General features: G+C 75.5%; 20 protein-coding genes and 1 pseudogene. 5 read left to right on the top strand and 16 right to left on the bottom strand.

The window, feature by feature from the left end; translation table 11 throughout:
• Positions 1-9: 9 nt before the first annotated feature.
• The 3 genes and pseudogenes from ACIA8Q_RS29795 to ACIA8Q_RS29785 form a co-directional block, all read right to left on the bottom strand.
• Positions 10-690 (bottom strand): annotated as a pseudogene (locus tag ACIA8Q_RS29795) (alpha-ketoglutarate-dependent dioxygenase AlkB family protein); the annotation flags it as partial.
• A gap of 153 nt (positions 691-843) precedes the next feature.
• Positions 844-1182, bottom strand: a complete 339-nt coding sequence (locus ACIA8Q_RS29790) for a transglycosylase family protein (RefSeq protein ID WP_360209924.1) — start codon at positions 1180-1182, stop codon at positions 844-846.
• A gap of 399 nt (positions 1183-1581) precedes the next feature.
• Positions 1582-2415, bottom strand: a complete 834-nt coding sequence (locus ACIA8Q_RS29785; RefSeq protein WP_396317972.1) for a transglycosylase family protein — start codon at positions 2413-2415, stop codon at positions 1582-1584.
• A 595-nt stretch (positions 2416-3010) separates the two neighbouring features.
• Between ACIA8Q_RS29785 and ACIA8Q_RS29780 the strand changes: the two genes are divergently transcribed.
• Together ACIA8Q_RS29780 and ACIA8Q_RS29775 are read left to right on the top strand one after the other, a co-directional pair.
• Positions 3011-3832 (top strand): hypothetical protein, encoded by an 822-nt coding sequence (locus ACIA8Q_RS29780; RefSeq protein ID WP_360209928.1) that lies wholly within the window; start codon positions 3011-3013, stop codon positions 3830-3832.
• 237 nt (positions 3833-4069) lie between these two features.
• Positions 4070-4933 (top strand): hypothetical protein, encoded by an 864-nt coding sequence (locus ACIA8Q_RS29775; RefSeq protein ID WP_360210001.1) that lies wholly within the window; start codon positions 4070-4072, stop codon positions 4931-4933.
• Between the two features lie 267 nt (positions 4934-5200).
• On the opposite strand, the gene der is transcribed toward ACIA8Q_RS29775, so the two are convergent.
• The 4 genes from der to ACIA8Q_RS29755 form a co-directional block, all read right to left on the bottom strand.
• Positions 5201-6655: a ribosome biogenesis GTPase Der gene (der, locus tag ACIA8Q_RS29770; protein WP_360209930.1), complete on the bottom strand. Its 1455-nt coding sequence runs from the start codon at positions 6653-6655 to the stop codon at positions 5201-5203.
• Positions 6656-6854: 199 nt separating this feature from the next.
• Positions 6855-7592, bottom strand: a complete 738-nt coding sequence (cmk, locus tag ACIA8Q_RS29765) for a (d)CMP kinase (RefSeq protein ID WP_387906566.1) — start codon at positions 7590-7592, stop codon at positions 6855-6857.
• A 182-nt stretch (positions 7593-7774) separates the two neighbouring features.
• Positions 7775-9253 (bottom strand): DUF4419 domain-containing protein, encoded by a 1479-nt coding sequence (locus ACIA8Q_RS29760; RefSeq protein ID WP_360209934.1) that lies wholly within the window; start codon positions 9251-9253, stop codon positions 7775-7777.
• A gap of 166 nt (positions 9254-9419) precedes the next feature.
• On the bottom strand, positions 9420-10505 hold the full coding sequence (locus ACIA8Q_RS29755; protein ID WP_360209936.1) for a prephenate dehydrogenase: 1086 nt from the start codon (positions 10503-10505) through the stop codon (positions 9420-9422).
• 503 nt (positions 10506-11008) lie between these two features.
• Between ACIA8Q_RS29755 and ACIA8Q_RS29750 the strand changes: the two genes are divergently transcribed.
• From ACIA8Q_RS29750 to ACIA8Q_RS29740, 3 genes are all read left to right on the top strand, one after another.
• Positions 11009-13342, top strand: coding sequence for a DUF4139 domain-containing protein (locus tag ACIA8Q_RS29750; RefSeq protein WP_396317971.1), 2334 nt, complete (start codon positions 11009-11011; stop codon positions 13340-13342).
• A gap of 2 nt (positions 13343-13344) precedes the next feature.
• Positions 13345-14892 (top strand): mucoidy inhibitor MuiA family protein, encoded by a 1548-nt coding sequence (locus ACIA8Q_RS29745; RefSeq protein ID WP_360209940.1) that lies wholly within the window; start codon positions 13345-13347, stop codon positions 14890-14892.
• 115 nt (positions 14893-15007) lie between these two features.
• Positions 15008-15370, top strand: coding sequence for a DUF952 domain-containing protein (locus ACIA8Q_RS29740; protein ID WP_360209942.1), 363 nt, complete (start codon positions 15008-15010; stop codon positions 15368-15370).
• Between the two features lie 97 nt (positions 15371-15467).
• On the opposite strand, the gene ACIA8Q_RS29735 is transcribed toward ACIA8Q_RS29740, so the two are convergent.
• The 9 genes from ACIA8Q_RS29735 to ACIA8Q_RS29695 all read right to left on the bottom strand — a co-directional run bounded on the left by ACIA8Q_RS29735 (position 15468) and on the right by ACIA8Q_RS29695 (position 26963).
• Positions 15468-16451, bottom strand: a complete 984-nt coding sequence (locus tag ACIA8Q_RS29735; protein ID WP_360209944.1) for a helix-turn-helix domain-containing protein — start codon at positions 16449-16451, stop codon at positions 15468-15470.
• Positions 16452-16687: 236 nt separating this feature from the next.
• On the bottom strand, positions 16688-18040 hold the full coding sequence (locus ACIA8Q_RS29730; RefSeq protein WP_360209946.1) for a pseudouridine synthase: 1353 nt from the start codon (positions 18038-18040) through the stop codon (positions 16688-16690).
• Positions 18041-18102: 62 nt separating this feature from the next.
• Positions 18103-18771, bottom strand: coding sequence for an SMC-Scp complex subunit ScpB (gene scpB, locus ACIA8Q_RS29725; RefSeq protein ID WP_360209991.1), 669 nt, complete (start codon positions 18769-18771; stop codon positions 18103-18105).
• A 317-nt stretch (positions 18772-19088) separates the two neighbouring features.
• The gene (locus ACIA8Q_RS29720) at positions 19089-20048 is read right to left on the bottom strand and encodes a segregation/condensation protein A (RefSeq protein ID WP_360209948.1); all 960 of its coding nucleotides are present in this window, start codon (positions 20046-20048) and stop codon (positions 19089-19091) included.
• 355 nt (positions 20049-20403) lie between these two features.
• A complete protein-coding gene (locus ACIA8Q_RS29715) occupies positions 20404-21042 on the bottom strand; it encodes a hypothetical protein (RefSeq protein WP_360209950.1) in 639 nt (212 codons plus the stop codon).
• Positions 21039-22106 carry a ParA family protein gene (locus tag ACIA8Q_RS29710; RefSeq protein WP_387906619.1) on the bottom strand — a complete coding sequence of 356 codons (1068 nt, stop codon included), beginning with the start codon at positions 22104-22106 and terminating at the stop codon, positions 21039-21041. The genes ACIA8Q_RS29715 and ACIA8Q_RS29710 overlap by 4 nt, the downstream gene beginning before the upstream one ends.
• A 425-nt stretch (positions 22107-22531) precedes the next feature.
• Positions 22532-23647: an alanine dehydrogenase gene (gene ald / locus ACIA8Q_RS29705; RefSeq protein WP_360209954.1), complete on the bottom strand. Its 1116-nt coding sequence runs from the start codon at positions 23645-23647 to the stop codon at positions 22532-22534.
• Between the two features lie 261 nt (positions 23648-23908).
• Positions 23909-26158: a tetratricopeptide repeat protein gene (locus tag ACIA8Q_RS29700; protein WP_396317970.1), complete on the bottom strand. Its 2250-nt coding sequence runs from the start codon at positions 26156-26158 to the stop codon at positions 23909-23911.
• Between the two features lie 175 nt (positions 26159-26333).
• Positions 26334-26963, bottom strand: a complete 630-nt coding sequence (locus tag ACIA8Q_RS29695; RefSeq protein WP_396317985.1) for an NUDIX domain-containing protein — start codon at positions 26961-26963, stop codon at positions 26334-26336.
• Positions 26964-26998 lie beyond the last annotated feature (35 nt).

Here is a 26998-nt window from a genome sequence, read left to right as displayed (position 1 = left end):
GCGCGGCGCCAGCCCCGACTGCCGCACCGTGATGTTGAGCCGCCCGACCAGGCCCAGCTCCGGATCCGCCGTCCCGGGCAGCGTGCGCACCACGCCGTGGTACGCGAACCTGGCCGGACCCCCGAACACCAGCAGGTCCCCGCTGCGCAGCTCCAGGTCCGTCCACGGGCGGGTCCGGGTCTCGGTGTTGCCGAGCCGGAAGACGCAGGTGTCACCGAGCGAGAGGGAGACCACGGGGGCGTCGGCCCGCTCGTCGCGGTCCTGGTGGAGGCCCATCTTCGCGCCGTGCGGGTAGTGGTTGACGATCGCGGTGTCGGGCTCGTACCCGGCTGCGCCCGGGATGCCCGCGGGGTCCGGGCCGTAGGCGTCGGCGACGGCCTGACGGGCGAGGCGGCCGAGCTCGGGCGGGAAGGGCTTGACGGGCGCGCCGTCCTCGGCGACGTCGCGGTAGCCGTACGGGTACCAGTGCCAGCCCAGGCTCACCATCCGTACGGACATCGTCCCGCCGGTCGGCATGCGGACCGTGTGCAGGCCGGCCGGCGGGCGGGCCCACTCCCGGCAGGCGGCGACCAGGCGCAGCCTCGCCGCGGCGTCGAGCCAGCCGGGGAGGAGGACGGCGCCGGGGGCGGGCTCGGAGCGCCCGCGCGCGGCGGAGGTCGCCGAAGGGTCACCGAACAGCTCACCCTGGATCACCCCACCATCCTCCCGCACGCGCCGACCACGGTCACGGTCACGGTCACGGCATCAGTCACGGTCGGCGGAAGCCGGTAGCGGTCGGCGGAGACCGGCCGACGGCAAGAGAGCACAGCCCCCGACGGCCGGGAAACCGCCCCGCCAGGGCGGTCAGTCGCCCCCGGTCGCGTCGACGATCAGTCCGAGGTCCCGCGCACAGCTCGGCCAGGCCTCCCAGCCCTGCCGCCGGAGGATCTCCTCGGCGACGCTCGTCTGCTGGCGCCGCGTCGCGTGGTCCGGCCGGTCGGCGAACCGCAGGCCGTCGGCGTCCACCCAGGTGGGCAGCCAGATCTGGAGGCCGCCGTAGTAGCCGTTGCCGGTGTCCGCCTGCCAGTCACCGCCGCTCTCGCAGTCGGCGAGCCCGTCCCAGATCAGGTCCGCGACCCGGTTCGCCGCACCGGCCGAGCCGCCGGGAACCGTCAGCAGCGCCAGGACCAGCGCCGGCACCACGAACGGAACGACGAACGGAACGACGAATGGACCAACACGCCGACCGACGAACCGACCCAACACCGGACCGACCACCGGACCGCCGCCCGAAAGCGCGGCCGGCTCAGCCGGCACGACCGGCACCCCGCCCCCACCCCCGTCACGCGAATGCCGCATAGCGCCCGACGATAGGCCCGCCGCCGCCCGCCCCTCCCCGACACGCCGGGAACGCCGACGGCCGCTCCCCCGCGCAGCGGAGGAGCGGCCGTGGTGTCGGCGCGTGGCCGGGCCGGAGGCCCTTGAACGAGCGTCAGACGCCCGCCATCCATCAGGTCACCGGAACGAGCCGCCGGAACGCATCACCGGAACGCATCACCGGGACGCATCACCGGACGAACCGCCGAGACCGGGTGACCGGACTCAGATGCTCAGGGCCTGGCCCGGGAGGATCAGGTCGGGGTTGCCACCGATGACCTTGGCGTTGTTCTTGTACAGGTCGTGCCAGTCCAGGCCCTTCGCCGCGGCGATGGAGCTCAGGGTGTCACCGGACTTGACGGTGTAGCTGTCGCCCTTGGCCGGCTTGGCGTCGTTCGAGCCGGTCCAGGCGCCCTTGGCGGCGTCGTTCTTCGGCGCGGCCTTCGGGGCGTCGCTCTTCGGGGCGTCGGCCTTGGGGGCGTCGCTCTTCGGGGCGTCGGCCTTGGGGGCGGCGGCCTTCGGGGCGGCGGCCTTCGGGGCGGCGGCCTTCGGGGCGACCTCGGCCTTGGCGGCCGGGGCGGGGGTCTGCGCCGGCTTGGCGGCCGGGGCGGCCGGCTTGGCGGCGGTCGCACCGGCGGAGGTGTCGACGGCGGCGGGGGCGCCGCCCTTGGTCAGGCCGGCCTTGACGGAGCACACGGGCCAGGCGCCCGGGCCCTGCGAGGCGAGGACCTTCTCGGCGACGGAGATCTGCTGCGCCTTGGTGGCCAGGTTGGCCTGGGAGGCGTAGGCGGTGCCACCGAAGGCGGCCCAGGTGCTGGAGGTGAACTGCAGCCCGCCGTAGAAGCCGTTGCCGGTGTTGATGGCCCAGTTGCCGCCGCTCTCGCACTGGGCGACGGCGTCCCAGGTGGAGACGGAGGCGGCGGAGGCCGAGGTGGCCGTGACGAGGCCGGCCACCGGCAGGGCCGCGACAGCGGCGCCCGCCACGACGGCCATCCGAACGCGGTTGCGCTTGGTGGCGGCGGTGGTGGTGGCAGCGGCGGTCTCGTTACGGAAGGTCATGGGGTTCCTCTCGACAGCCCCGGGCGGGCATGCGGAACCAGGCCCTGGAGAGGGCCGCGTTCGCTTGCCGCGTCCGTCGGACGGCCGTGCACGTGTCGGACGTGCCGCTGCCGCCCTGGCCACCCAGCCGCTCGCCGGGCGACCTGTTCGAGCGATCGCGTCGGCGGGCACCTGCCGCGCCCGGCGGGGCCGGGGAGGGGCAGGGCGTCGGGGGTGAACCCGGGTGGCGCTCGTTGCGCCGCCAATGAAGCTACGAGCCGGTCGACGGGGAAACCAAACTTCCACCGGTCTGCCCAGCTCAGCGAAGGGTTACCGGCGGTAATGACCAAGCAATCATGCCCGAATTGTCCGCTTTGGCCGTCAATTCGTAGATCAAACATCGAGGCCGCGTGACCCACCTCACCGTTTCAATCCGGCAGGCCTGCCACCGACATCGACACATTGCGACCACGAGAACACTCCTCGCGGTCGGATCCGAGGCAATTCCCGTCAGCCTCGACGGCCACCCGTGACGCCTGACACAAGGGCCCGTTGGTCATGGCGACCTCCCCGTCACCCGCCCCCGACCCCAACCGCACCCACCCGAGGAGACCCTGTGCCGCGCATGCTCGACGTCAGCGACGAGGTCCGGTCCGAGATCGGCGACGACGAGGCGGACCGCCTCCTCGGCGGCGACCGCGCACCGGACAGCTACGAGTGCACCTCCTGCCGCACTCCCGGCGACACCCACGTGGAGCCCACCAGCACCGTGCTGTTCGTGGGCGAGGAGACGGCCGTCCTCGCCTTCGCCCACGCCCGCTGCATCCCGTCCCAGGTGGTGCCGGTGGCCGAGGAGCAGCTGGTCGGCGCCGTCCGCAGCATCCACCAGGCGCAGACCGGCGCCCCGGCCGCGGATCCCGCCTTCGCCCAGGCTCCTGCCCCCGCCGCGCAGCAGACCGCGCCGGGCCAGGCCGCCATCCTCGGCATCACCTGCGGGCTGGTCCTGCACGGCAAGGTCGGGCACGCCTCACTGGTGGTCGAGCCGACGGGGCCGGTCGGCCGTCCGGGCAGCACCTCCGGCGAGGACGAGTTCCTCGACCTGCTCCAGGACGCCGGCTTCCAGCGCATCACGGACCTCGACGAGACCCCGGACCAGCTCTCCGGCTGGTCGGTCCTGGTGGCGATGGGCAAGCTGCACGCGATCCTGCAGCCCGCGGCGGCCGGCGGCAGCACCGGCTGGTGGCAGGCCCACCAGCCGCTCCAGGTCACCGACGCCTGGCGGCTGGCGGCGAGCCAGCTCTCCGAGGTGACGATGTACGCCGTCCCGGCGGGGATGGTCGGCCGCCAGCCCCGCGAGGACCTGCTCCGCCAGGCCCTCGAGCGGGCGGTGGCGCTCGGCCAGGTGGTCGCCGCCTCCCTCCCGCTCGCCGGCACCTGAGCCCCGCCCCTCGGCGCACCTGGTCGGCGCCGGGGCGCACGAGCCGAGCCCCCGCACCGGCCGGGCCCCACGGCAGCAACGCTCCCGCCCGCCACCGCTCCGCACCCACGCCCCGCCACCGCTCCGCGCCACGCCCGGCCACCCGGCCGGAAGGCGGCCTCCCCCCGAGGCCGACCCGCCTTCCGGCCGGGCCCCGGCACCCCGCATCCCCCCGCCCCCTCACTCGTTGGCCCCTGTGTGTACAGCTACGACGTCTCCTCGTCCCCCGGCCTGACCACCACCGCCCCCCGCTCCATCCCGGGCATGCGCCCGTCGTACGACGCGGAGCACCCCCACTCGACGACGCCGATCTACGACGAGCTGTACTCCGAGTACCGGCGGCTGTTCCGCGCACTGCCGGGTGACCGCTCCGGCGAGGAGGACCTGAAGTTCACCGGCTTCGCGGTCCGCGACGCCTACTCGGGGCTGGGCGGCGCGTACCCGCAGCAGCAGTCCTTCCACACCTACGGGGGTCAGTCGGCCGGCCTCCCGCAGTTCATGCCGAACCAGCAGGCCGCACACACCACCGCACACAGCGCGGGCCACGGCACCGGGCACAGCACGGGCCACGGCGCCGGCCACGGCACCCACCACCACCTCGCCCACGGCACCGCCCACCACACCGGACACTCCGGGCACGCAGGACACACCGGCCCTGCCGGACACACGGGGCACGCGGGACACACCGCGGGCCACACGGCCGTCCCTGCCGGACACACGGGCCACACCGCGGGACACACCGGCCACCACCCGTCGCACCACACCGGCCACAGCCCCGCCCACCCCGGGCCCGCCGCCCCCACCAGCGACGGCTTCGGTCAGACCGCCACCGCCACGGACCCCGCCCCGGCCCCGTCCCCCGCCCCCCAGTTCACCAACGGCCAGGGCTGGGTGGCCGCGGGCTACCTCGGCCCGATCCCGCACACGGTGCCGGCACCGCCCCCCGCGCCCGCCCCGATGATGGGGACGGCCTCCGGCGTGGCCACCGCTCCGGCGCCGGCCGGCGGACGGCACCGCCAGATGCTCTCCCTCCCCCCGGGCCGCAACGGCGACCACCACTGACCGGAGAGCGGCCCCGGCCCGCCTCCGCCCCTCCCATTCCTCCCCTGCCGCGCCGCCGCTCCCCCTCCTCCCTCCCCTCCCGCGCCGCCCCTCCCGCACCGCGCCGAGCACCCCGGCCACCCCGTAACAACCGGCGAGGGCCCCGCCACCAAGGTGACAGGGCCCTCGCACACGGCCGCCCCGACAAGGGCGACCGCTCGTACCGAAGCGGTACCGGTGCCGGTACCGGGTATCAGCTACCCGGCACCGCCACCCCTCCTCCTACTTCTACTTCTTCTTGCGCTTCTCCCGCACGCGCACCGAGATCGAGATCGGCGTCCCGACGAAGCCGAACTCCTCGCGCAGCCGGCGCTCGACGAAGCGGCGGTAACCCGCCTCGAGGAAGCCCGAGGCGAACAGCACGAAGCGCGGCGGGCGCACGCCCGCCTGGGTGCCGAACAGGATGCGCGGCTGCTTGCCACCGCGGATCGGGTGCGGGTGGGCGGCGACGAGCTCGCCGAGGAAGGCGTTCAGCCGCGCGGTCGGGATGCGGGTCTCCCAGCCCTCCAGCGCGGTCTCGATCGCCGGGACGAGCTTCTCCATGTGGCGGCCGGTCTTCGCCGAGACGTTGACCCGGGGGGCCCACTGCACCTGGACGAGGTCGCGCTCGATCTCGCGCTCCAGGTAGTAGCGGCGCTCCTCGTCGAGCTGGTCCCACTTGTTGTAGGCGATGACGACGGCGCGCCCGGCCTCGACGGCCATCGAGATGATCCGGGTGTCCTGCTCGGCGAGGGTCTCGCTGGCGTCGATCAGGACGACCGCGACCTCGGCCTTCTCCAGGGCGGAGGAGGTGCGCAGCGAGGCGTAGAAGTCGGCGCCGGCCGTCAGGTGGACCCGGCGGCGGATACCGGCGGTGTCGACGAACTTCCAGGTCTTGCCGCCGAGTTCGATCATCTCGTCGACCGGGTCGCGGGTGGTGCCGGCCAGCTCGTTGACGACCACCCGCTCCTCGCCGGCGACCTTGTTCAGCAGGCTGGACTTGCCGACGTTGGGCCGGCCGATCAGCGCGACGCGGCGCGGGCCGCCGGGGGCGGCGTCGCCGAAGGTCTGCGGCGGGGCCTCGGGCAGCGCGTCCATGACGGCGTCGAGCAGGTCGCCCGAGCCGCGGCCGTGCAGCGCGGACACGGGGAACGGCTCGCCCAGGCCGAGCGACCACAGGTAGGCGGCCTCGGCCTCGGTGGACGGGCCGTCGACCTTGTTGGCGCACAGCACCGTCGGCTTGCCGGCGCGACGGATGAGCTTGATCAGGGCCTCGTCGGTGTCGGTGGCGCCGACGGTGGCGTCGACCACGAACAGCACCGCGTCGGCCTGCTCGATGCCCAGCTCGGCCTGCGCGGCGACCATCGCGTCGATGCCGAGGACGTCGATCTCCCAGCCGCCGGTGTCGACGACCTTGAAGCGGCGGCCGTTCCAGCTGGCCTCGTAGGTGACCCGGTCGCGGGTGACGCCCGGCTTGTCCTCGACGACGGCCTCGCGGCGGCCGATGATGCGGTTCACCAGGGTCGACTTGCCGACGTTCGGGCGGCCGACGACGGCCAGCACCGGCAGCGGGACGTGCTCGGCGCCGTCGAAGCCGTCCACGCCGTCGATGTCGTAGCCCTCCTCGGCGGCGAGGGCCATGAACTCGGCGTAGTCGGCGGCGTCCAGGCCGCCGTGATCGGCGGTGGAGTGCTCTGCGGTCATGTTCGTCTGTTCCGTTTCCCGGCCCGGCCCTTCCCAGGGGCGTGCCGTGCGTACCTGCCCCGGTCGGGGCAGCGCGAATCACTTCTCACGTCGCGCCTCGGCGGCGCGATCGCGTCCTACGTGCCGCCGGGGCGGCACCGCGGTGCGGTCGAGGGTTCCGGGCGTTCACGCCCCCGGGGCGTTGGAAGTCCCGGCCCGGTCAGACCGAGGACAGTCCGGCCCGCTCCTCCACCAGCGCGGCGATCCGGCCGATCACCTGCTCCAGGGTGAGGTCGCTGGTGTCGACCAGGACCGCGTCCGCGGCCTGGGTCAGCGGCGCCGTCTTCCGGGAGGAGTCGGCGGCGTCCCGGCGGGCCAGGTCGGCGGCCATCGCGGTGATGGTCGCCTCGTCGACGCCCTTGGCGCGCAGCTCGGCCGCGCGGCGCTCGGCCCGGGCCTGCTCGGAGGCGGTCAGGAAGACCTTGACGGTGGCGTTCGGGAACACCACCGTCCCCATGTCCCGGCCCTCGGCGACGATGCCGCGCTCGGCGACCTCGGCGCAGCCGCGCTGCAGCTCCACCAGTCGGGTCCGCACCGCCGGCACCGCGGACACGGCGCTGACCTGCGCCGTCACCTCGGGGCCGCGGATCGGTCCGGAGACGTCCTGGCCGTCCACCGTGATGGTGGGGCCGTCGGCGTCGGTGCCCGACACGATGACCGGCTTGCCGCACGCGACGGCCACCGCCTCCGGGTCGGTCACGTCGACGTCGTTGGCCAGCATCCACCAGGTCATCGCCCGGTACATGGCGCCGGTGTCCAGGAAGCTCAGGCCCAGTCGGGCGGCGACCGCCCGCGAGACGGTCGACTTCCCGGAGCCGGAGGGTCCGTCGATGGCGACGACGACCGGGGCGTGCGCTCGGTCGGCAGTGTCCACGGGGCCGAACCTCTCTCTGAGCATGGGAGCCGGAGCCTGGGCGGGCAGACGGCAGGGGATTGTCTTCCTCAAGGTTAATGGACCGGCGCCGGACCCCGGTCCGGGCCGGGTCACGTCCCGGCTCACGGCCCGGGTCACGGCCCGGGTCACGGCCCGGGTCACGTCCCGGATCACGTCCCGGATCACGTCCCGGATCACGTCCCGGGTCAGTACCCGTGCATCCGCTCCAGGGCGCTCGTCAGGTCGGGCCCGACCGAGTTCTCCCTGCCGAGGACGCCGCGACGCGGGTCGAGCAGTCCGACGTACCAGTCCTCGTCGTCCGCGACCCGGAACAGGCAGGCCCACGTGAAGCGGATCACGGCGACCGGCCGGGCCTGCTCGGGATCGCCCCCGAGGTCGTCGACGACGAGCCCCTCCGTGGCCAGCAGGGCGGCCTCGTCCACCCGGCTGACCTGCCGCACCCGCTCGACCGTCCACCCGGCGGGCAGCTGTGCGGCGGCCAGCGCGGCCTGCTCGGCGGCCGGGTCCCCGCCCTCCCGGAGGGCCTCCAGCACGGCGTGCCCGAGCCGGGGCCGCAGGTAGTCGCCGTCCCGTTCGACGCCGAGCACCCCGGCGACGAAGGCCATCCGGCGTGCCCCGGCGGGCTGCCGCCACTCGAACCGCACCTGCGAGACGTGCGAGGGGAAGGCGTTCTCCGTGAACACGTGCTCACGCCCCCACCAGCGGAAGTCCGTCCGCGGCCGGGGGCCGGTGCTCCGCCGGGTGTGCGCGAAGAAGGCGGTGATCCAGCCGGACACGTACGGCCCGCCGGACTCGGACTCCCACTTGTACAGCGAGCGCCAGAAGTCCTCGTCGACGGGCCCGCCGGCCGCGGTGGCGGCGATCTCGTCGAGCACCGGGAGCAGCTCGGCGAACCACGGGTCCAGCAGCGTGAACCTCCGGGCCAGCCCGCCGGCCCGCTCCGCCAGCAGCGCCCAGTCCGCCGCCGTGCCCTCCAGCCGGACCCGCGGGATGCCGCACAGGGAGAGCCACTGGAAATCGCAGTAGGGGCTCACCGCGTCCATCAGCGCGACCAGCGCCGAGGAGACGTCGTCCGGCGTGGTCGTCGAGAAGCTCGGCTGGAACAGGTCCACCAGCTCGGCCCCGATCGCCTCGGCCAGCGGCTCCCGGACCAGCCGGATCGACCGGGACCAGTCGGGATCCGGCCCCAGCAGGGAGTCGTCGCGGACCACGATCGGCCGCCGGGTACCGGGGACGGGCCCCGGCGCGGCGTCCGCGGCGGTCGTCGGAGCGGCCCCGAAGACCCCCGCGTACGCCTCGGCGTTCAGCCGGACGTGCACCGCCACCTCGTGCACCACCGCGTACCAGAGCACGTCCGGTGACAGGCTCAGCGGCAAGTGCGCACAGAACGCCTGGTGGACGGCGCGCAGCAACAGGCTCCAGGTCGGCTCGTCCTCACCCTCGCCCCCGTCCCCGTTCCCTGCCGTGTCCGTATCCCCGCTCCCGGCCGCGCCCGCCGCCCGGCGCTCCCCCGGCAGGGCGAGCAGCGAGGCGGTGCTGCGGTGGTGGACGGTGAACTCGCCGCCGACCACCGCCGCCAGGAAGCCCTCGTTCCCGACGGCTTCCAACTCCCCTACGTCGCCCGGGCGTTCATCCGCTCCGAGCGGGATGTCGATGATCCTCATGCCGTCCTCCCCCCGAGCCGGAAGCAGCGGCTGCTCCTCGGCCTCCTCCACGTACGCATCCGCCCCCGGACGGCCAACCGACCAGCCGGCCAACCGACCGGCCGCTCGGACGCCCCGCCGACCCCCGACCCCGCCGGGCGCCCCCACGACCACCGGCTCAGTCCCGTCAGTCCCGGACGCTCCAACCGCTCTGCCGCAGGGCCGCCGTGAGCGGCTTGACCGCCGCCGGAGCCACCGCCAGCTGGACGAAACCCACCTGCTGGCCGGTCGAGTGCTCGATGACGACGTCCTCGATGTTGACCCCGGCCGCGCCGACCTCGCCGAACAGCCGGCCCAGCTCGCCGGGCTGGTCGCCGAGCACCACCGACACCGTCTCGTACCGGGTGGGCGGAGCGCCGTGCTTGCCGGGGATGCGGGCCTGCCCGGTGTTCCCGCGCCGCATGACCGCCTCGATCCCGGCCGCACCCGCCCGGCGCTCGCCCTCCTCGGCGGCCTCCAGGGCGCGCAGCGCGGTGACGGTGTCACCGAGGTCGGCGGCGACCTCCTCGAGGATGTCGGCGACGGCGCCCGCGTTGGCGGAGAGGATGTCGACCCACATGCCCGGGTTGGAGGCGGCGATCCTGGTGACGTCCCGGACGCCCTGGCCGGAGAGCCTTATGGCGGTCTCGTCGGCGTGCTCCAAGCGGGCGGCGACCAGCGAGGACACCAGCTGCGGGGCGTGCGAGACCAGGGCGACGGCCCGGTCGTGGGCCGCGGCGTCCATCACGATCGGCATCGCACCGCAGAGGGCGACCAGCTCCAGGGCGGCGTTGAGCGTCTCGGTATCGGTGTCCGCGGTCGGGGTGAGCACCCACGGGCGGCCCTCGAAGAGGTCGGCGCGGGCGGCCAGCGGGCCGGAGCGTTCCCGGCCGGCCATCGGGTGACTGCCGATGTAGTGCACGGTGTCGCAGCCGAGCGCGGCGACCTCGCTGCGCGGTCCGGCCTTCACGCTGGCCACGTCGGTGTACCAGCGGGCCAGGTTGCGGCGCTGGCAGTCGGCGAGCACCTTGCCGACCAGCGCGGGCGGGACGGCGATGATCGCCAGGTCGACCGGGCCGTCGGCCGACTCGGTGGTGCCGGCGCCGAGCGAGGCGGCGGTCCGGGCGGCGTCGGGGTCGGCGTCCTCCAGGTGGACGGTCAACCCGCGACCGGCCAGCGCGAGTGCGGCGGAGGTGCCGATCAGTCCGGTACCGACGACGACGGCAGTGCGCATGGCGGGTCGCGCTCCTTCTCGAACTCTCGAAACTCTCGGACTCATCGAACCCTCGGGGTCCCGCCATCCTCTCGCATCCGCTCCACGCCCGCCGCCACCGCCCGTCCCCCGGACGGACGCCCCCCGCCACCGCGGGACCGCCCCGGCGGCCCGGCCGGATCCCCGGAGGGGCAACCGTCCGCCCCGCGCCCCCGTCCCAGTGAGTGCGGACGGCCGTCGGCCGCACACGCCGCCTCGGGGAAATCCGGCGACGGCCGCCCCGCAGCGGGGCAGACTGGCCGCCGGGGGCGGCACGGGCGCCGCGCCCGCACCACGGGGCCGGGCCACGAGGCACCGAGCGCGGGACACCGGGCCCGAGTCACGAGGCCCGAACGACGAAGGACAGGAGCAGCGCAGGACACGAACGACGCAGGACGCCAGCACGCAGGGCACGCACACGCGGGGCGCCCGACCACGGGGCCCGCGCGAGCGCACGCAGGGGCACGCGAACGAAGGGGTTGCGCATGGACGATCAGCACAGCGGCGGGGCGGGGCAACCGGAACCGCCCGCGGTACCGGCCCATCCGTCGGTCCTGGACTCGGTCGTGGTCCACGCCGAGGGCGCGGTGTGCCGCCGCCGGGCCACCGTCCCGGTGCCGGCCGACGGCCGACTGCGGCTGACCGGCCTCCCGCCCTCCCTGGACGGCGGCTCGCTGCGCGCCCGGGTGATCGGCGGCCCGGCCGGGGCGGCGGTCACCGAGGCCCGGCTGGAGTGGCTAGCCGAGTTCCACGAGCCTGACGAACTCCCCCGGCTCCGAAGCGAGTTGGACGATGCCCTGGAACGCCTGGGCGCGCTCAACGAGCGCCACCGGCTGGTCCTGACCGCGATCGACGAGACCACCGCCCTGCGCGCGGTGCCGCCGCAGCGCCGCGAGGACGAGCCGCTGCGCCGGACGCCCGCGGAGGCCTGGCTGGAGCTCGCCGACTTCGTCGACGAGCGGCTGGCCACGCTCCACGAGCGCGCCGAGGAGCTCACCCGGGAGATCGGACTCGCCGACCACGAGCGCCGGTTGGCCTCCGACCGGCTGGACCGCGCGTCCACCGCCGGCCCCGCCGGGCCGGTCGGGACCGCCGTCACCGCGCTGCTCACCCTCACCACCGCAGCCTCCGCCACCACCACGGACGCCAACACCACGGACGCCATCTCCCCGGACGCCATCCCTGGCACCAGCCCCCGCACCACCCCCACCCAGCTCGAGCTCGAGATCGAGCTGGAGTACGGCGTCCCCGCCGCCCGCTGGGTGCCCGCCTACCGGCTCTCCTACCGCCAGGGCGAGGACACCGGCCGGCTGGTCCTGCGCGCCTCGGTCGCCCAGCAGACCGGCGAGGACTGGACCGGCGTCCGGCTGGCGCTCTCCACCGCCGACCTCCAGCGCCGCACCGACCTGCCCCGGCTCGGTTCGCTGCGGATCGGCCGCAGCCAGCCCGCGCCGCCGCCGTCCGGCTGGCGCGAGCCCCCGGCCGGCCTGACCGACCTGTTCACCGGCTACGACGCGGCCGCCGAGGGCCGACCGTCCCCGCGCCACGGCGGCCTGCGCCCCGCCGCGGGCCCGTCCGGCGCCGGCGGGGCGGGCCGCCCGGGCCCCCGCCCGTCCGGCCGCCGACCGGCCGCAGCGCACCCGGCCGCCGCCGACCTGGTGGAGGCCGACTTCCTGTCCGCCCGCAGCCCGCGTGGCGGCACCCTGGACGTCGACGAGCCGTTCCCGGCTCCCCCGCCGCCGACCGCCCCGGTCGCCCCGGCCGCCTTCGCCGGTTACGGCGCCGCGCCCGTCGCCGCACCGGTGCCGCAGATGTCCGCGCCGCCGCCCGCCCCGGTGGCCCCGGGCGGACCGCCCCCGGGTGCGCGACCCGAGGCCCGTCGGGCCCGCAAGTCGGGCGGCGGCGGCCTCGCCGAGGCCCTGGAGGCCCCGGAGGCCGCGCCCGCCGCACTCGCCCCGGACGCCGCCCTGCTCGATTACCCCGCCCTCGTCCTGGCCGGCCCCGACGCGCCCGCCGCCCAGCGCGGCACCCTGCGCCCCGGGGCCGGGCGACCGGGCGGGGCGGACGGGGCCGGCGGCACGGACCCGTTCGGGTACGGGGGCCCGGCCGCCGCCTCCCCGGCCGCCGCCCGGGTGCGCCAGCTGACGCTCCCCCGCCACGCCGTCCCGCCCCGCGAGTCGGCCGGCTCCTTCGACCACCGCTTCGACGCCGCGGCCCCCGCCGACATCCCCTCCGACGGCACCTGGCACACCGTCACGATCGACGAGATCCCGCTGTCCGTCCGCCCCGAGTACGTCACCGTCCCCGCGGTCGAGGAGAAGGTGTACGCCACGCTGGTGCTGGCCAACCGGACCGACCGCGCCGTGCTGGCCGGCCCGGTCGAGGTCACCCTCGACGACGAGTTCCTGCTCACCGCGGCCCTGCCCACCCTCGCCCCCGGCGGGGATCGGCGCCTCGGCGTCGGCGTCACCGAGAGCATCGAGGTGGCGCGCCGCACCGAGCTGCAGGAGTCCACCGCGGGCATGCTGAACACCAGCACCGTGCTCGACCACCGGGTGCACGTCCGGCTGGCGAACCGGCTCGGCCGCCCCGTCACGGTGGAGGTCCGCGAACGGGTGCCGGTCTCCTCCGACGCCGAGGTCCGGATCGAGGAGCGGGCCGACTGGCACGCCCCGGCCGTCCCGACACCCGAGTGCCCGCCCAGCACCCGGCTCTGGCGGGTCGACCTGCCGCCCGGCGGCCGCGCCGAGCTGGACGGCGGCTACCAGATCAAGATCCCGGCCGGAAAGGCCATCGTCGGCGGAAACCGGAGGAACTGAAGATGCCCGGAGCGACCGTCCCCCTCCCCGTCACCGCCGTCACCTGCCTGGAGGACCGCGGCCAGGTCGAGCGCACGGCGACCGTCGAGCTGACCGCCGGGATCCAGCGGCTGCGCCTCGGCCCGCTCACCGCGCTCGCCGTCGACCGCACCCTGCGCGCCGAGAGCGCCGCCCCCGGCACCCGGGTGCTGGACGCCCGGATCGTCCGGGCCTGGACCCCGCGCGCCCCGCTGCCGCCGGGGCCGGAGGACTCCCGGCTGCGCCACCGGCTGCACGAGCTGGAGGGCGAGAGCCGGCTCGCCGAGCAGACCCGCACCCGGCTGGAGGCCCGGCTGGCCCTGCTCGCCCAGCTCTCGGCCGACCTGCTGCGCGAGGTCGGCGAGGGCGCCGGGGTCGGCGAGATCGAGCGCACCCGCTGGGCCCGCGAGCTGGACCGGGTGGACGCCGAGCGCGAGCGCCGCGGCGAGGAGCTGCGCGCCACCCACTCCCGGCTGCGCCGCCTGGAGGAGGAGCGCTCGCAGGCGCTGACCGCCCTCGACCGGGCCGAGGAGGAGCCGGCCGAGCTGGTCGCCCACCTGGAGCTCACCGTCGAGGCGGCGCAGCCCGGCCCGAGCGCGCTGACCGTCACCCACCTGGTGCCGTGCGCGCTCTGGCGCCCCTCCTACCGGGCCGCCCTGGACGGCGGGGAGCTGCGGCTGGAGTCGGAGGCGGTGGTCTGGCAGCGCACCGGCGAGGACTGGACGGGCGTCCGGCTCACCTTCTCCACCGCCCGGTCGGCCCTCGCCACCGACCCGCCGGCCGTCGCCGAGGACGTCCTGGTGCTGCGCGAGCGCACCGCGGAGGAGCGCCGCACGGTCGAGGTCGAACTGCGCGAGGAGACGATCAGCGAACTCGGTCCGGCCGCCGGGGTGCCGGGCGTGGACGACGGCGGGGAGGTCCGGGTGCTGCCCGCACCCGCCGCGGCCACCGTGCCCTCCGACGGCCGGGCGCACCGGGTGCCGCTGGGCTCGTTCACCGTGCCGGCCACCAGCGAGTACGCCTGCGCGCCGGAGCTGTCCCCGCTGGTCACCCAGGTCGTCCGGTTCCGCAACGCGGCCGGGCACCCGTTGCTGGCCGGGCCCGTGGAGCTGGTGCGCGGCAGCGGCTTCACCGGCCGGGGCGAACTGCGCTTCACCGCGGCCGGAGCCGGGGCCGAGCTGGCGTTCGGCAGCTCGGACGGCTACCGGGTGGTCCGCGAGAGCGAGAGCCGCCAGGCCACGGCCGGGCTCACCGGCCGCCAGACGACCACCCGGACGGTGCGGCTGCACCTGTCCCGGTTCTCCGGCCCGGAGGAGCGGGACGAGCAGGTCGTCACGGTCCGCGAGCGGGTGCCGGTCTCCGAGGTGGCGGCGGTCGAGGTCCGGCTGCGCAAGGAGGAGTGCTCCCCGTCGCCGGACTCCTTCGACGCCGAGGGCATCCTCCGCTGGGACGTGCCGCTCGGGCCGGGCGCCCGCCGGACGGTCACGCTGGTGTACGAGGTCTCCGCCGCCGGCAGGGTCGCCGGGCTCTGACCGCACCGGACGCCGGCGCCCGGGCCGCACCGGGCGCCGGCCCGGCCCGGAGACCCCACCGGACACCGGGCCCCTCGTGACGACCGCTCAGGACCAAACCGGGTACAACAGGAACATGATCCTCCACCTCGCACCCCTGGACGACTGGCTGGCCGACCCCGGTCGGCCGTACGCCACCGCGTCGCTGCTCACCGACGGGTTCATCCACTGCTCGGCGGACGAGCAGACGGCGCTCGCGGTGGCCAACGCCTTCTTCGCCGACACTCCCGACCCGCTGATGGTGCTGCTGATCGAGGAGTCGCTGGTGGAGCCGATGGTCAAGTGGGAGGCCCCGAACGGCGCACCGCCGCCCGGGGCCACCCCCGACGTGCTCTTCCCGCACATCTACGGACGGCTGAACCGCTCGGCCGTCCAGGGCCTGCTGAAGGTCGAGCGCGGCCCGGACCACCGCTGGGCCACCCTCACCCCCTGGAGCTGACACCCGGCCCCGCACCCGGCGCCGGCCCGCATCCGGACCAGGCCCCGGCTCTGCACCCGCACCCGCACCCGGCTCAGCACCCGGAGCGGCCCCGCCCTCAGAGCCAGCCCCGCTCCCGGGCCGCCATCCCGGCCTGGAAGCGGGTGGTGGCGCCCAGCGAGCGCATCAGGCTCTGCAGCCGCCGCTGGGTGGTCCGGGCGCTCCAGCCGAGCGACCGCGCGATCGACTCGTCGGTGAGGCCGGCCGCCAGCAGGCCCAGCAGCTTGCGGTGGTCGGCCTCCGGCTCCAGCCCGGCGTCGCCGGTGCCGATCGCGGCCTGCAGCTGCACGGCCCGCTCCCACTCGGCTTCGAACAGCGTGTCCAGCGCCTGGAGCAGCGCGGAGGGGTGGATGACGTACGCGGCGTCGAGGACGCTGTCGCCCACGCTGATCGGGATGATCGCCATCCGGTCGTCCGACATGATCATCTTCATCGGCAGGGACGGCCGGACCCTCGCCTCCTCGCCGTCCGCCACCCCGGCCAGGATGTTCCGCTCCAGTCGCCCGGGCCAGGCCACCGCGTCCCGGTCGTAGATCGTCCGCAGTCGCAGGCCCTCGCGCAGCCGCCGGCGCTGCAGCGGGATCGGCGCCACCGGGTCCTGGATGTACGGCGGGCGGTCGAAGCCGCGGACCTGGTACTGGCTGGTCTCGGTGATGTGCTCCAGGCGCTGCGCGATCGCCTCGCCGCCGGTCAGCACCTCCACCGAGTGCGCCGGGTCGGTGTACCGCGAGGCCTCCCGGAAGGCGTCCATCAGACGGTGCATCTCGGCCCGGGCGTGCCGCAGTTCGGACTCCCGGTGGCCTATCAGGGTGCCGATCGCGACGTCGGGGGCGACCGGCAGGAAGCGGTGCCGGTCCACCGGGGCCCGGGTCGCCATGCCCTGCTGCGCGAGCCGGTCCAGGGCCCGCGCGCTCTGCTGGAGCGTCAGGCCGCAGCTCTCGGCCAGCTCCTCCGCGGTGGACTGCGGATTGGCCACCAGCGCCGCGTAGACCTGCCCGTCCGGCTCGGCGAGTCCCAGTGCGCTGAGTGGTGCATCCGACACGACGCCGTCTCCCCCGTTCGCCCCCCACCGGCGCACGACCTGGCGCAGTCCCGCCACGGGGCGGGCGGTGGTCCGGTGGCCATCCTCTGCCACGGATCATGACGCTGACAAGGCCGTGACCAGGGGTGCGGCCCGGCTCACAGCCCACCCCCGACGAACGGCCGAGGGCCTCCCCGCCACTCGGCGGGGAGGCCCTCGGAGGAGACCGCGGTGGAGACCGCGGGCACGGCTGCGGTCTACAGACCGACCTCGCGCATCAGCTGACCGACCTCGGGGTTGGTCAGGCGGCGCAGCCAGCCCGACTTCTGGTCGCCCAGGGCGATCGGGCCGAAGTGGGTGCGCACCAGCTTCTCGACCGGGAAGCCGGCCTCGGCCAGCATCCGGCGGACGATGTGCTTGCGGCCCTCGTGCAGGGTCACCTCGACCAGGTAGTTCTTGCCGACGTTGGAGACCACCTTGAAGCTGTCGGCGCGCGCGTAGCCGTCCTCCAGCTCGATGCCCTGGGCCAGCTGCTTGCCCAGGTCACGCGGGATCGGCCCCTGGATGGCGGCCAGGTAGGTCTTGGTCACGCCGTACCGCGGGTGGGTGAGGCGGTGGGCCAGCTCACCGTGGTTGGTGAGCAGGATGATGCCCTCGGTCTCGGTGTCCAGGCGGCCGACGTGGAACAGCCGGGTCTCCCGGTTGGTCACGTAGTCGCCGAGGCACTGGCGCCCGTCCGGGTCCTCCATGGTGGAGACCACGCCGGCCGGCTTGTTGAGCGCGAAGAAGAGGTACGACTGGGTGGCGACGGTCAGGCCGTCCACCTTGATCTCGTCGTTCTGCGGGTCGACCCGCTTGCCCTGCTCGGTGACGAGCCGGCCGTTGACCTCGACGCGGCCCTGCTCGATCAGCTCCTCGCAGGCGCGGCGGCTGCCGATGCCGGCCCGGGCCAGCACCTTCTGCAGACGCTCGCCCTCGGGCTCGCCGAAGGTCTTCGGCAGCTTGACCGCGGGCTTGTCGTGGCGGGCGAGGACGGCGTCCTCGATCTTCGCCTGCAGCTCGCGCGAGCGCTGCGGCTGACGGCGCGGGTCGCCCGGGGCGCCCTGGCCCTCGCGGCGCGGGCGCGGGGCCGGGCCGGGACGCCGGCCGGCGAAGCCGCCGCGGGCGGGGGTGGCGTTGGGGCCGCCGCCGTACTCGGGGCGGTCGTAGCGCCGCTCCTCGGGCCGCAGCGGGCGGTCCGGGTACCGGCGGTCGTCGCGGCGGTCGTCCCTGCGGTCGTCCCTGCGGTCGTCGCGGCGCCCGTCGCGCCCGGACGCACCGGAACCGCCCCGCGAACCGGAGCCGCCTCCGTACGAGCCGCCCCGCGAACCGGAGCCGCCACCGTACGAAGCGCCGCCGTACGAACCGCCCCGCGAACCGGACGCGGACCCGCCGCGACCGCCGCCACCGCCACCGCCGTACGAACCTCCGCGCGAGCCCGACCCCGAGCCCGAGCCGCCGCGGCCGCCGCCGCTGCCGCCTCCGTAGGAGCCGCCGCCCCGGCCCCCGCCCTGTCCGCCGCGACCGCTGCCGCCGCCGCTGCTGTTCCTGCCGTTGCCACTGCTACGCATCAAAGTGTCCGTACGTCGTTCCGTCTGGGATGTGCGGTCGTTTCGGCCGACCTCACCGCCCCCTACCGATCAGGCGCAGCCCGACCGGCCTCGCCACTGCCGTCCACGGCCTGCACGGCAGCGGCGGCGACCGCCTCCGCGATCATCGTGCCCTCCAGGGACTCCGCTTCCACGTCGTCGACCTCGGGCAGGAAGGGAGCGAGCTCCGGCAGCTCATCCAGGCCGCGGAGCCCCATCCGTTCCAGGAAGTAGTTCGTCGTCCGATACAGGATCGCACCTGTTTCGGGCTCGGATCCGGCCTCTTCCACCAGTCCTCGCTGTACCAGGGTACGCATCACGCCGTCACAGTTCACACCACGGACGGCGGAAACCCGGGATCTGGACACCGGCTGCCGGTAGGCGACGACCGCCAGGGTCTCCAGCGCGGCCTGCGTCAGACGGGCCTGCTGGCCGTCCAGCAGGAAGCGGTCGACGGCCGGGGCGCAGGTGTCACGGCTGTAGAACCGCCACCCGCCGGCGACCAGCCGCAGGTCGAACCCCCGGCCCTGGGCGGTGTACTCGGCGGACAGCTCGCGCAGCGCCGCGGCCACCGCCGCCCGGGGGCGCGCCAGCACCCCGGCCAGCCGGTCCTCGGTGGCCGGCTCGTCGACGACCATCAGGATCGCCTCCAGCTCGGCCCTGAGCCCGGCCGTGGTGAGCCCCTCGTCCGCGGCGGCCGGGGCCTGCGCCACGGTCGGCCCGGCGCTCCGGTCCGCCGCCGACGCACCGGAAGTCGACGGAGCCGACTTCTGGTGCACGACCTGCTGCCCGGCCTGGCCACCGGCCCGGGGCACCACCCGCACCCCGCCGTCCGGCACCACCGCGCCCGACTCCGCCACCGGCCCCGGCTCCGGCTCAGGAGCCGCCACCGGCTCCGGCAGCAGCTCGAAGGCCGGCTCCAGCCACTCCTGCGCCCGCGGCCGCCCCGGCAGCCCGAGCGGGCGCCGCGCCGGCCGCCGGCCGCCCTCGTTCCCGCCCGTACCCGTGCCCGTGCCCGTACCCGAACCCATCAGCGCCCGTCCTCCTCGCCCCGGCCCGCGGCCGCGGCCCGTTCCGCCGCCGCGGCCTCGCCCGCCGGCCGGTCGAACTCGTCCGTCACCGCCACCTCACCCCGGTCCGCCCCGGCCACCCAGCGCACCAGCAGCTCGCCCAGCGCCTCCGGCTGCTCGAAGGCCAGCACCCGTTCCCGGTACAGCTCCAGCAGCGCCAGGAACCGGGCGACCACCACCAGGGTGTCCGGCGCGTCCGCGACGAGCCGCTGGAAGGACGCCTCGCCGAGCTCGGTGAGCAGCGCCACCACCAGCCCGGCCTGCTCCCGCACGCTGACCGGCGGGGTGTGGATGTGGTCGACGTACACCACCGGCTCCGGCCTGGGCTCCATGGCCTTGGCCGCCAGCTGCGCGAGCCGCTCCGGCCCGATGCCGAGGACCACCTCGGGCAGCAGCTCGGCGTGCCGGGGCTCCAGCCCGACGGTGCGCGGGCGCCGCGCCAGCTCGGCGGCCCAGCGCTCGCCGAACAGGGCCGCCGCCCGCTTGTACGCCCGGTACTGCAGCAGCCGGGCGAACAGCAGGTCGCGGGCCTCGAGCAGGGCGAGGTCCTCCTCGTCCTCGACCTCGGCGGCGGGCAGCAGCCGGGCGGCCTTGAGGTCGAGCAGGGTGGCGGCGACGACCAGGAACTCGGTCGCCGCGTCCAGGTCCCAGTCCGGGCCCATCGCCCGGATGTGCGCCATGAAGTCGTCCGTGACGGTGGCCAGCGCCACCTCGGTCACGTCGAGCCGGTGCTTGGCGATGAGGCTGAGCAGCAGGTCGAAGGGGCCCTCGAAGTTGTCCAGCCGCACCCGGAAGCCGCCCCGCGGGGCCTCCTCGGAGGCGTTCCCCGACCTCCTCGGAGGCACGTCCGGGGACGGCTCCGGGGGCACGCCCGCAGGCGCGTCCACGGGGGTGGCGGGTGGTTCGGCGGTGCTCGGCATGGCGGTCCATCTTCACCCGCGCCGCCCGCCCGGCCGGCCCCGGGGGCGCCGACACGCCGCGGCGGCGGGCCCGCCGCCGGACCGGGCGCGGGGCACCACCCGCGCGAGCTCGTACGAACGCGGCGGGCGGCCGACCCGGCGGACAGCACCCACCGGACAACGAGCAGAGCGGAACGGAGCGGAACGGAGCGGAGCGGACGGCGGCCGCACCGCCGACTGCGCGCCCCGAGCACCGCGGACCGCGGGCCGCACCACCGAACCGCCGGAACGCCCGGCAGCGGGCCTTCAGGGGCCGGAGGGCGGGCGGACCGGCCCGGGGAGGCCGGGGCGGGGCCCCGAGGGCCCTCAGGGGCGGCTACCGCCCGCGCAGCCGCCGCACCAGGATGGAGGCCTCGCCGCGCTGCTCCAGGTCCGCCAGGACGACCGCGATGGCCTCCCGGACGATCCGCCCGCGGTCCACGGCCAGGCCGTGCTCGCCGCGCAGCACCAGCCGGGTGTGCTCCAGGTCCATGAGCTCCTCGGCGGACACGTACACGGTGATCTTCTCGTCGTGCCGCTCGCGCCCGCTGGGGCGGCGCGGCGCGCGGCCGCGCGGCCGGGCGCGCCCGGCGGTGCCCGGCGCCTCCTCGGCGGTGCCGGCGTGCTGGCGGCCGCCCGGCGCGGGGGCTGCTGCGCGGCCGCCGGCGGCGGCCTGCGCGGCCCCCGGGGAGCCCGCCGGTGCGGCGGACCGCTGGACGGGCGGCTGCGCGGGTGCCGGCACGGAGGCCGGCTGCTGGTCCTGGGACGGCCTGCGCCCGGCCCCGCCGGCGCGCTGGGCGTCCTGCGTGCCGTTGGCGTCCTGGGTGCCCTCGGCACCGTCCTGCCCGTCCGTGCCACCGGCGTTCCGCGCGGTCTCCGGTCTGGATGCCTCGGCGGCCGGACGCGGCGCGAGGGACGGCGACAGCGCCATCCCGCCGGTGGTCCGGAACAGCTCGTCGGCACCCGGGAGACTCACTCGGCGGGGCGGCACCGGTCGAGCACCTCCCTGGCGAGCTGGCGGTAGGCGGCGGCGCCGACCGAGTTGGTCGCGTACGTCGTGATCGGCTCGCCGGCGACGGTGGTCTCGGGGAAGCGCACGGTCCGCCCGATGACGGTGTGGAAGACGTGCTCGCCGAACGCCTCGACGACGCGCGCCAGCACCTCACGGCTGTGCACGGTGCGCGAGTCGTACATGGTGGCGAGGATGCCGTCCAGGCGCAGCTCGGGGTTGAGCCGCTCGCACACCTTCTCGATGGTCTCGGTCAGCAGCGCGACGCCGCGCAGCGCGAAGAACTCGCACTCGAGCGGGACGATGACGCTGTGAGCGGCCGTCAGCGCATTGACCGTCAGCAGGCCCAGCGAGGGCTGGCAGTCGATGATGACGTAGTCGTAGTCGGGCAGCAGCGGCTTCAGGGCGCGCGCCAGCGCGGACTCCCGGGCCACCTCGCTGACCAGCTGCACCTCGGCCGCGGAGAGGTCGATGTTGGACGGCAGCAGGTCCATGCCCGGCACGGCCGTCTTGAGCAGCACCTCATCGGCCGTCAGGCCCCGCTCCATGAGCAGGTTGTAGACGGTGACGTCGAGCTCCATCGGGTTGACGCCCAGTCCGACGGAGAGCGCGCCCTGCGGGTCGAAGTCGACGAGCAGCACCCGGCGGCCGTACTCGGCGAGCGCGGCACCCAGGTTGATGGTCGACGTGGTCTTGCCGACGCCGCCCTTCTGGTTGCACATCGCGATGATCTGGGCGGGGCCGTGCTCGGCGACCGGCGCGGGGATCGGGAAGTACGGCAGCGGGCGGCCGGTCGGGCCGACCCGCTCGCGGCGCTGGCGGGCGGCGTCCGGGGCCAGCGTGGCGGCGTACTCCGGATCCGGCTCGTACTCGGCGTCCGGGTCGTCGTAGGCGCCGTAGGCGAAGTCGCCGTAGCCCACTCCGTAGGCCGCCAAGTCGGTGTCGTGTTCGGTCACCGTGGTCACCTGTGCTGTGTTCTGGCGTGCTTCGAAGGTACGGAGTGCGACCGAGCCGACCTCGGCCGAGCCCACGGTGGCCTGCCGGGCCCCGGGCTCCTCACTCGGCTGGCCGGCGGTGCGCTCCGCCAGTCCTGGCTGACCACCCCCGGGAGCAAATGTCGACTCATTCACAAGTCGTCTTACCTCCTTGGGCATCCAGGACTCTATGTCGATTCGTCAGCGTGGCAGCATGCCGACGGTTTGCGACTCTAGGCCGTTCCAGGCGTTCGCAGCAACACAATCCACGGTAGTGGGCAGGATGTGTCGACTATCAGGCGGGCCGATGTCAAGGGATGAGTGGGCCGTTGACCCTAACGTTTCTGCGGTCGGGTGACGCGACCCACGGAAATTGACGACAGAGCGACCCGCCCGCTCCCCCGCCCGTTCACGGGCACGGCGAAGCCCCCGGCCCGGGGGGAGAGGGTCGGGGGCGAAGGACCGCCGGGCGGTCTGGTGGATCAGGCGAGCACGCTCTCCAGGGAGACCGACTCCAGGCCGAAGGCCTCGGCCACGGCGGGGAAGGTGATCTGGCCCTCGTGGACGTTCAGGCCCTTGGCGAGCGCCGGGTCGCGGCGCAGCGCCTCCTTCCAACCGCGGTTGGCCAGCTCGACGACGTAGGGCATCGTCGCGTTGGTCAGCGCGTAGGTGGAGGTGTTCGGGACGGCGCCCGGCATGTTGGCAACGCAGTAGAAGACCGAGTTGTGGACCTGGAAGGTCGGCTCGGCGTGCGTGGTCGGGTGCGAGTCCTCGAAGCAGCCGCCCTGGTCGATGGCGATGTCGACGAGCACGGAGCCCGGCTTCATGCGGGAGACCAGCTCGTTGGTGACGAGCTTCGGGGCCTTGGCGCCCGGGATCAGCACCGCGCCGATGACCAGGTCGGCCTCGATGACGGCCTTCTCCAGCTCGAAGGTGTTGGAGACGATGGCCTTGATCTTCGTGCCGAAGATGCGGTCGGCCTCGCGCAGCTTGTTGATGTCGCGGTCGAGCAGGGTCACGTCGTAGCCCATGCCGATGGCGATGGTGGCCGCGTGCCAGCCGGAGACGCCACCGCCGATGACGACGGCCTTCGCCGGGTGGGTGCCGGGCACGCCGCCCGGCAGCACGCCGCGGCCGCCGGCCGGGCGCATCAGGTGGTACGAGCCGACCTGCGGGGCCAGCCGGCCCGCGACCTCGGACATCGGGGCGAGCAGCGGCAGGGCGCCGTTGCCGAGCTGCACGGTCTCGTACGCGATGGCGGTGGTGCCGGAGGCGACCAGCGCGTCGGTGCCGGCACGGTCGGCCGCGAGGTGCAGGTACGTGAAGAGGGTCTGGCCCTTCCGCAGCCGGTGGTACTCGGAGGCGATGGGCTCCTTGACCTTCAGCAGCAGGTCGGCGGTGGCCCACACCTCGTCGGCGGTGGGGAGGATGGTGGCGCCGGCGGCCACGTACTCCTCGTTGGGGATCGAGGAGCCGACACCGGCGTTGTCCTCGATGTAGACCTCGTGTCCGTTGCGGACCAGCTCATGCACGCCGGCGGGCGTGATGGCCACGCGGTACTCGTGGTTCTTGACCTCGCGGGGGATGCCGACCTTCACGGCTAAACACGTCCTCTTGCCATGGGGGTCCCTACCGGAGAAGACCGGCGGGCGACGCGCACGTGGGGAAGCCTCCGGGGCAGCCCGGGGCATGGATCGCTGCGCGACTGAGTTCGAGTGTAATGAAGCCCAGTCGGCGTGTCAGCCTTCCAAAGTGAATAAATCTGCCGAACACATTGGCAGGTTCGTAGGCTTCCCCTGCGATCTTCCCGCCAAAAGCGTATGAACCGGGCATCTTCGACAATACCCCCGAAAGGCCTCTCACCACCCGGCGTCGACGCGTTCCCGCAGGTCCGCCAGGGCGGCGCCGACGGCCTCCCGGCCGCGTTCGTCGCCGAGGCGGCGCAGCACCGACAGGGCCGCCCGGTACTCCCGGTCCGCCTCGTCGAACCTGCGCTGCGCGGTGTGCGCCTCGGCCACCCGGGCGAGCAGCCTCGCCTCCGCGGCGTGGTCGCCCAGCGACTGCCGCAGGCCGAGCGCCCGCCCGTACCAGTCGGCGGCGCGCACGGCGTCGCCGAGCGCCCGGTGGCAGCCGGCCGCGCCCTCCAGGGCCCGCGCGCACAGCGGCTCGTCGTCGGCCGTCCGGGCGTGCTCCAGGGCGGCCCGGTAGTGCGCACCGGCCTGCTCCCAGCGGCCCGCCGCCACCTGGAGGTCCCCCAGGTTGAGCAGCGCCGCCGAGGCCCGGCGCGGCTTGCCGTGCCGTTCGGCGACGGTCAGCACCAGCTCGTGCAGCCGGTAGAGGTCCGCGGGGGCCGCGGCGCCGGTCAGCGGCAGCGCCCGCAGCAGGGCCGTGACCAGCCGGCCGGCCGAGCCGTCCAGGTCGCCCTGGCCGATCGCGTCGGCGACCGCGCCGAGCAGCAGGTCCCGCTCCCCGAGCAGCCACTCCCGGGCGTGCCCGGCCGAGCCGAGCCGCAGCGGGGCGGGCAGCTGGTCGGGGCCGGGGCCGCCCGCCGGGTCCAGCAGGGCGCGCGCCGACTCGGTGAGGCGCACCAGCCGCTCCAGCAGCCGGGCCCGGGCGAGTTCGGTCTCGGCCGGCCGGTCCTCCCGCTCCCGCAGCCGGACGAGCCGCGGGTAGAGCCGGCCGGGCACCCGGTAGCGCGGGCTGCCGTCGGCGGCCGGGGCCTCCTTCCCGAGCAGCTCGTGCTCGGCCAGCGCCGCCAGCGTCGCGGCCGCCTCCGGCGCCGGGCAGCCGACCAGGGCCGAGGCGGTGCGCGGGTCGGCGGTCTGCGCCGGGGCGAGGGTGAGGGCGCGCAGCATCCGCGCCTGGGCCGCCGGGAGCGTGCCGTACAGCAGGGTGAACGCGCCGATCAGCGGGTCGTTGTCGGGAACGGGCACCGGCTCGGCCGGCTCCGGCCCGGGCTTGACCCAGGACGCCTGGTCCCCGGCGGTGGTACCGGCCAAGGGCTCCTCCGCCGGCCGGGCGGCGCCCGCGGGCTTCTCCGGCTCCCGGGCCTGGGGCTGCTTGCGGCGGTCCCCGGGCATCCGGGGCTGCCCGGACCGCTCGGTCTTCCCCGGCCTCCCGGACTCCCCCGGGGCACCCACGGCGCCCTCAGCACCCTCGGTGCCCGAGATTCCCCCGGTTCCGGGAGCCGGCGCGGCCCCCTCGGCCGCCACCGCCCCGTTCCCCGCCACCGCCGCGTTCCCCGCCGCCGTCTCCTTCCCCGCGGCCGTCCCCCCGGCCGCCCCGCCCTGGCGCCCGCCCTTCCGCTTCGGCGCCGCCCCCCGCTCCGACTCCTCGCCGACCACCCGGGTGAGCTCGGCCGCCGCCTCGGTGACCGCCGCCTTCGGGTTGCCGCGCAGCCACCCGGCCATCAGCCGCAGCGCGGCCGGGCGCGCCGCGCAGGCCTCCGCCAGATCGGCCCCGCCGACCGGGTCGCAGGAGATCCTGGTACCGCCGACCAGGTCGGCGAGCAGCTCGCCGGAGGCCTGCCGGTCGAGCCCGCCGAGGATCACCGGGTCGATGTCCTCGATCCCGGTGAGCGGTCCGGCGGTGGTGGCGAGCACCAGGCAGCCCGGTTCGTCCGCGAGCAGCGGCCACAGCTGTCCGGCGTCGCGGACGTCGTCCAGGACCACCAGTACCCGGCGGCCGGCCAGCGCCTCGCGCAGCGCCACGCAGGCCGGTTCGTCCCGCGCGTCCCCGACGGCCCCGGGCAGCGGCACCGGGGCCTCGGGGTCGAGCTGCTCCAGCAGCAGCCGGGCGGCCCGGGCGGGCGGCACCCGGCCGCCGTCGGCCGCGGACAGGCGCGCGAAGAGCACGCCGTCGGGGTGGTCGGCGGCGACGGTGCGGGCGAAGCGGGCCGCCAGCGCGGTGCGTCCGGAGCCGGGGCGCCCGGCCAGCACCAGCACCGTGCTGCGGCCGCTGGCCGGGCGGGCCGCGGCCGCCCGCAGTGCGGCCAGTTCGGCCCGCCGCCCGACGAACAGCGCGGGCCCGGCCGGCAGCCGGTCCAGGCCGGGGACGGCCCCGGGGGGCGCGTCGGGGCCGGGGTCCATCGTCGCCGTCTTCCTCGCCACCCGTGCCACTCCCGACGTCATCCGGCGCTCCGCGGGGGCGGCCCGGGACGGGCGCCCTGTCTGCGAAGCGTAGTTCGACCGTCCGGCTCAGCCGAGGTGACATCCGGTCGTACGAACCGGTAAATCACCCCCGTGGATCAACCGCGGCGCGGCCGCGGGCGGCCGGGCCGTTCGCTCACGCCTCGAAGGGCCGGGCCGGCCAGGGCGAGTCCGCCGGGCGCAGCGCGTCCAGTCCGTCCGCCCCGGTGAGGGCGGCGTGCAGGGCGAGGGTGCCGGTGATCAGGGTCGGGTTGTGCAGCAGCCCGGCCTGGATCAGCCGGATCAGCTCCGGCAGCGGCACCCAGGCGACCTCGATCTCCTGCTCCTCGCCGTGCGCCTCGTAGCGCTCGCCCTCGGCGGCCGAGAGGTCGGTGGCGAGGAACATCCGCAGCGCCTCGTCGGTGCCGCCCGGGGAGGTGTAGAAGTCCACCAGGACGCGCCAGGTCTCGGCACGGCAGTGCGCCTCCTCGAACAGCTCGCGCCGGGCGGCGTGCCACGGGTTCTCGCCGGGCACGTCCAGCAGCCCGGCCGGCAGCTCCCAGAGGCGGTGGCGGACGGGGTGGCGGTACTGCCGCAGGACGAGCACCCGCTCCTTGTCGTCCAGGGCGAGCACGGAGACCGAGCCCGGGTGGGTCTGGTAGTCGCGGCGGGCCCAGCTGCCGTCGGGCATCCGGACCTCCTCGCTGCGCACTCCGGTGACCTTGCCCTGGAACGGCGTCCGGCTCTCCCGGACCTCCCACTCCTCGGCCGCGTCGGCGATCACCAGGTCGCTCTGCTCGTCCATCGCTCTCCCCTTTTCGT

Origin of the sequence: Kitasatospora sp. NPDC051705, assembly GCF_044453265.1 — a bacterium.
Classification (GTDB): domain Bacteria; phylum Actinomycetota; class Actinomycetes; order Streptomycetales; family Streptomycetaceae; genus Kitasatospora.
This window is presented reverse-complemented; position numbering and strand designations above follow the sequence as displayed.

Bases quoted from the DNA above. Each gene is read 5' to 3' on its own strand.
- ACIA8Q_RS29785 (WP_396317972.1), bottom strand. From the start codon at position 2,415: ATGACCTTCCGTAACGAGACCGCCGCTGCCACCACCACCGCCGCCACC.
- ACIA8Q_RS29755 (WP_360209936.1), bottom strand. From the start codon at position 10,505: ATGCGCACTGCCGTCGTCGTCGGTACCGGACTGATCGGCACCTCCGCC.
- ACIA8Q_RS29760 (WP_360209934.1), bottom strand. From the start codon at position 9,253: ATGAGGATCATCGACATCCCGCTCGGAGCGGATGAACGCCCGGGCGAC.
- ACIA8Q_RS29720 (WP_360209948.1), bottom strand. From the start codon at position 20,048: ATGCCGAGCACCGCCGAACCACCCGCCACCCCCGTGGACGCGCCTGCG.
- cmk (WP_387906566.1), bottom strand. From the start codon at position 7,592: ATGCTCAGAGAGAGGTTCGGCCCCGTGGACACTGCCGACCGAGCGCAC.
- ACIA8Q_RS29740 (WP_360209942.1), top strand. From the start codon at position 15,008: ATGATCCTCCACCTCGCACCCCTGGACGACTGGCTGGCCGACCCCGGT.
- ACIA8Q_RS29745 (WP_360209940.1), top strand. From the start codon at position 13,345: ATGCCCGGAGCGACCGTCCCCCTCCCCGTCACCGCCGTCACCTGCCTG.
- ACIA8Q_RS29750 (WP_396317971.1), top strand. From the start codon at position 11,009: ATGGACGATCAGCACAGCGGCGGGGCGGGGCAACCGGAACCGCCCGCG.
- ACIA8Q_RS29730 (WP_360209946.1), bottom strand. From the start codon at position 18,040: ATGCGTAGCAGTGGCAACGGCAGGAACAGCAGCGGCGGCGGCAGCGGT.
- der (WP_360209930.1), bottom strand. From the start codon at position 6,655: ATGACCGCAGAGCACTCCACCGCCGATCACGGCGGCCTGGACGCCGCC.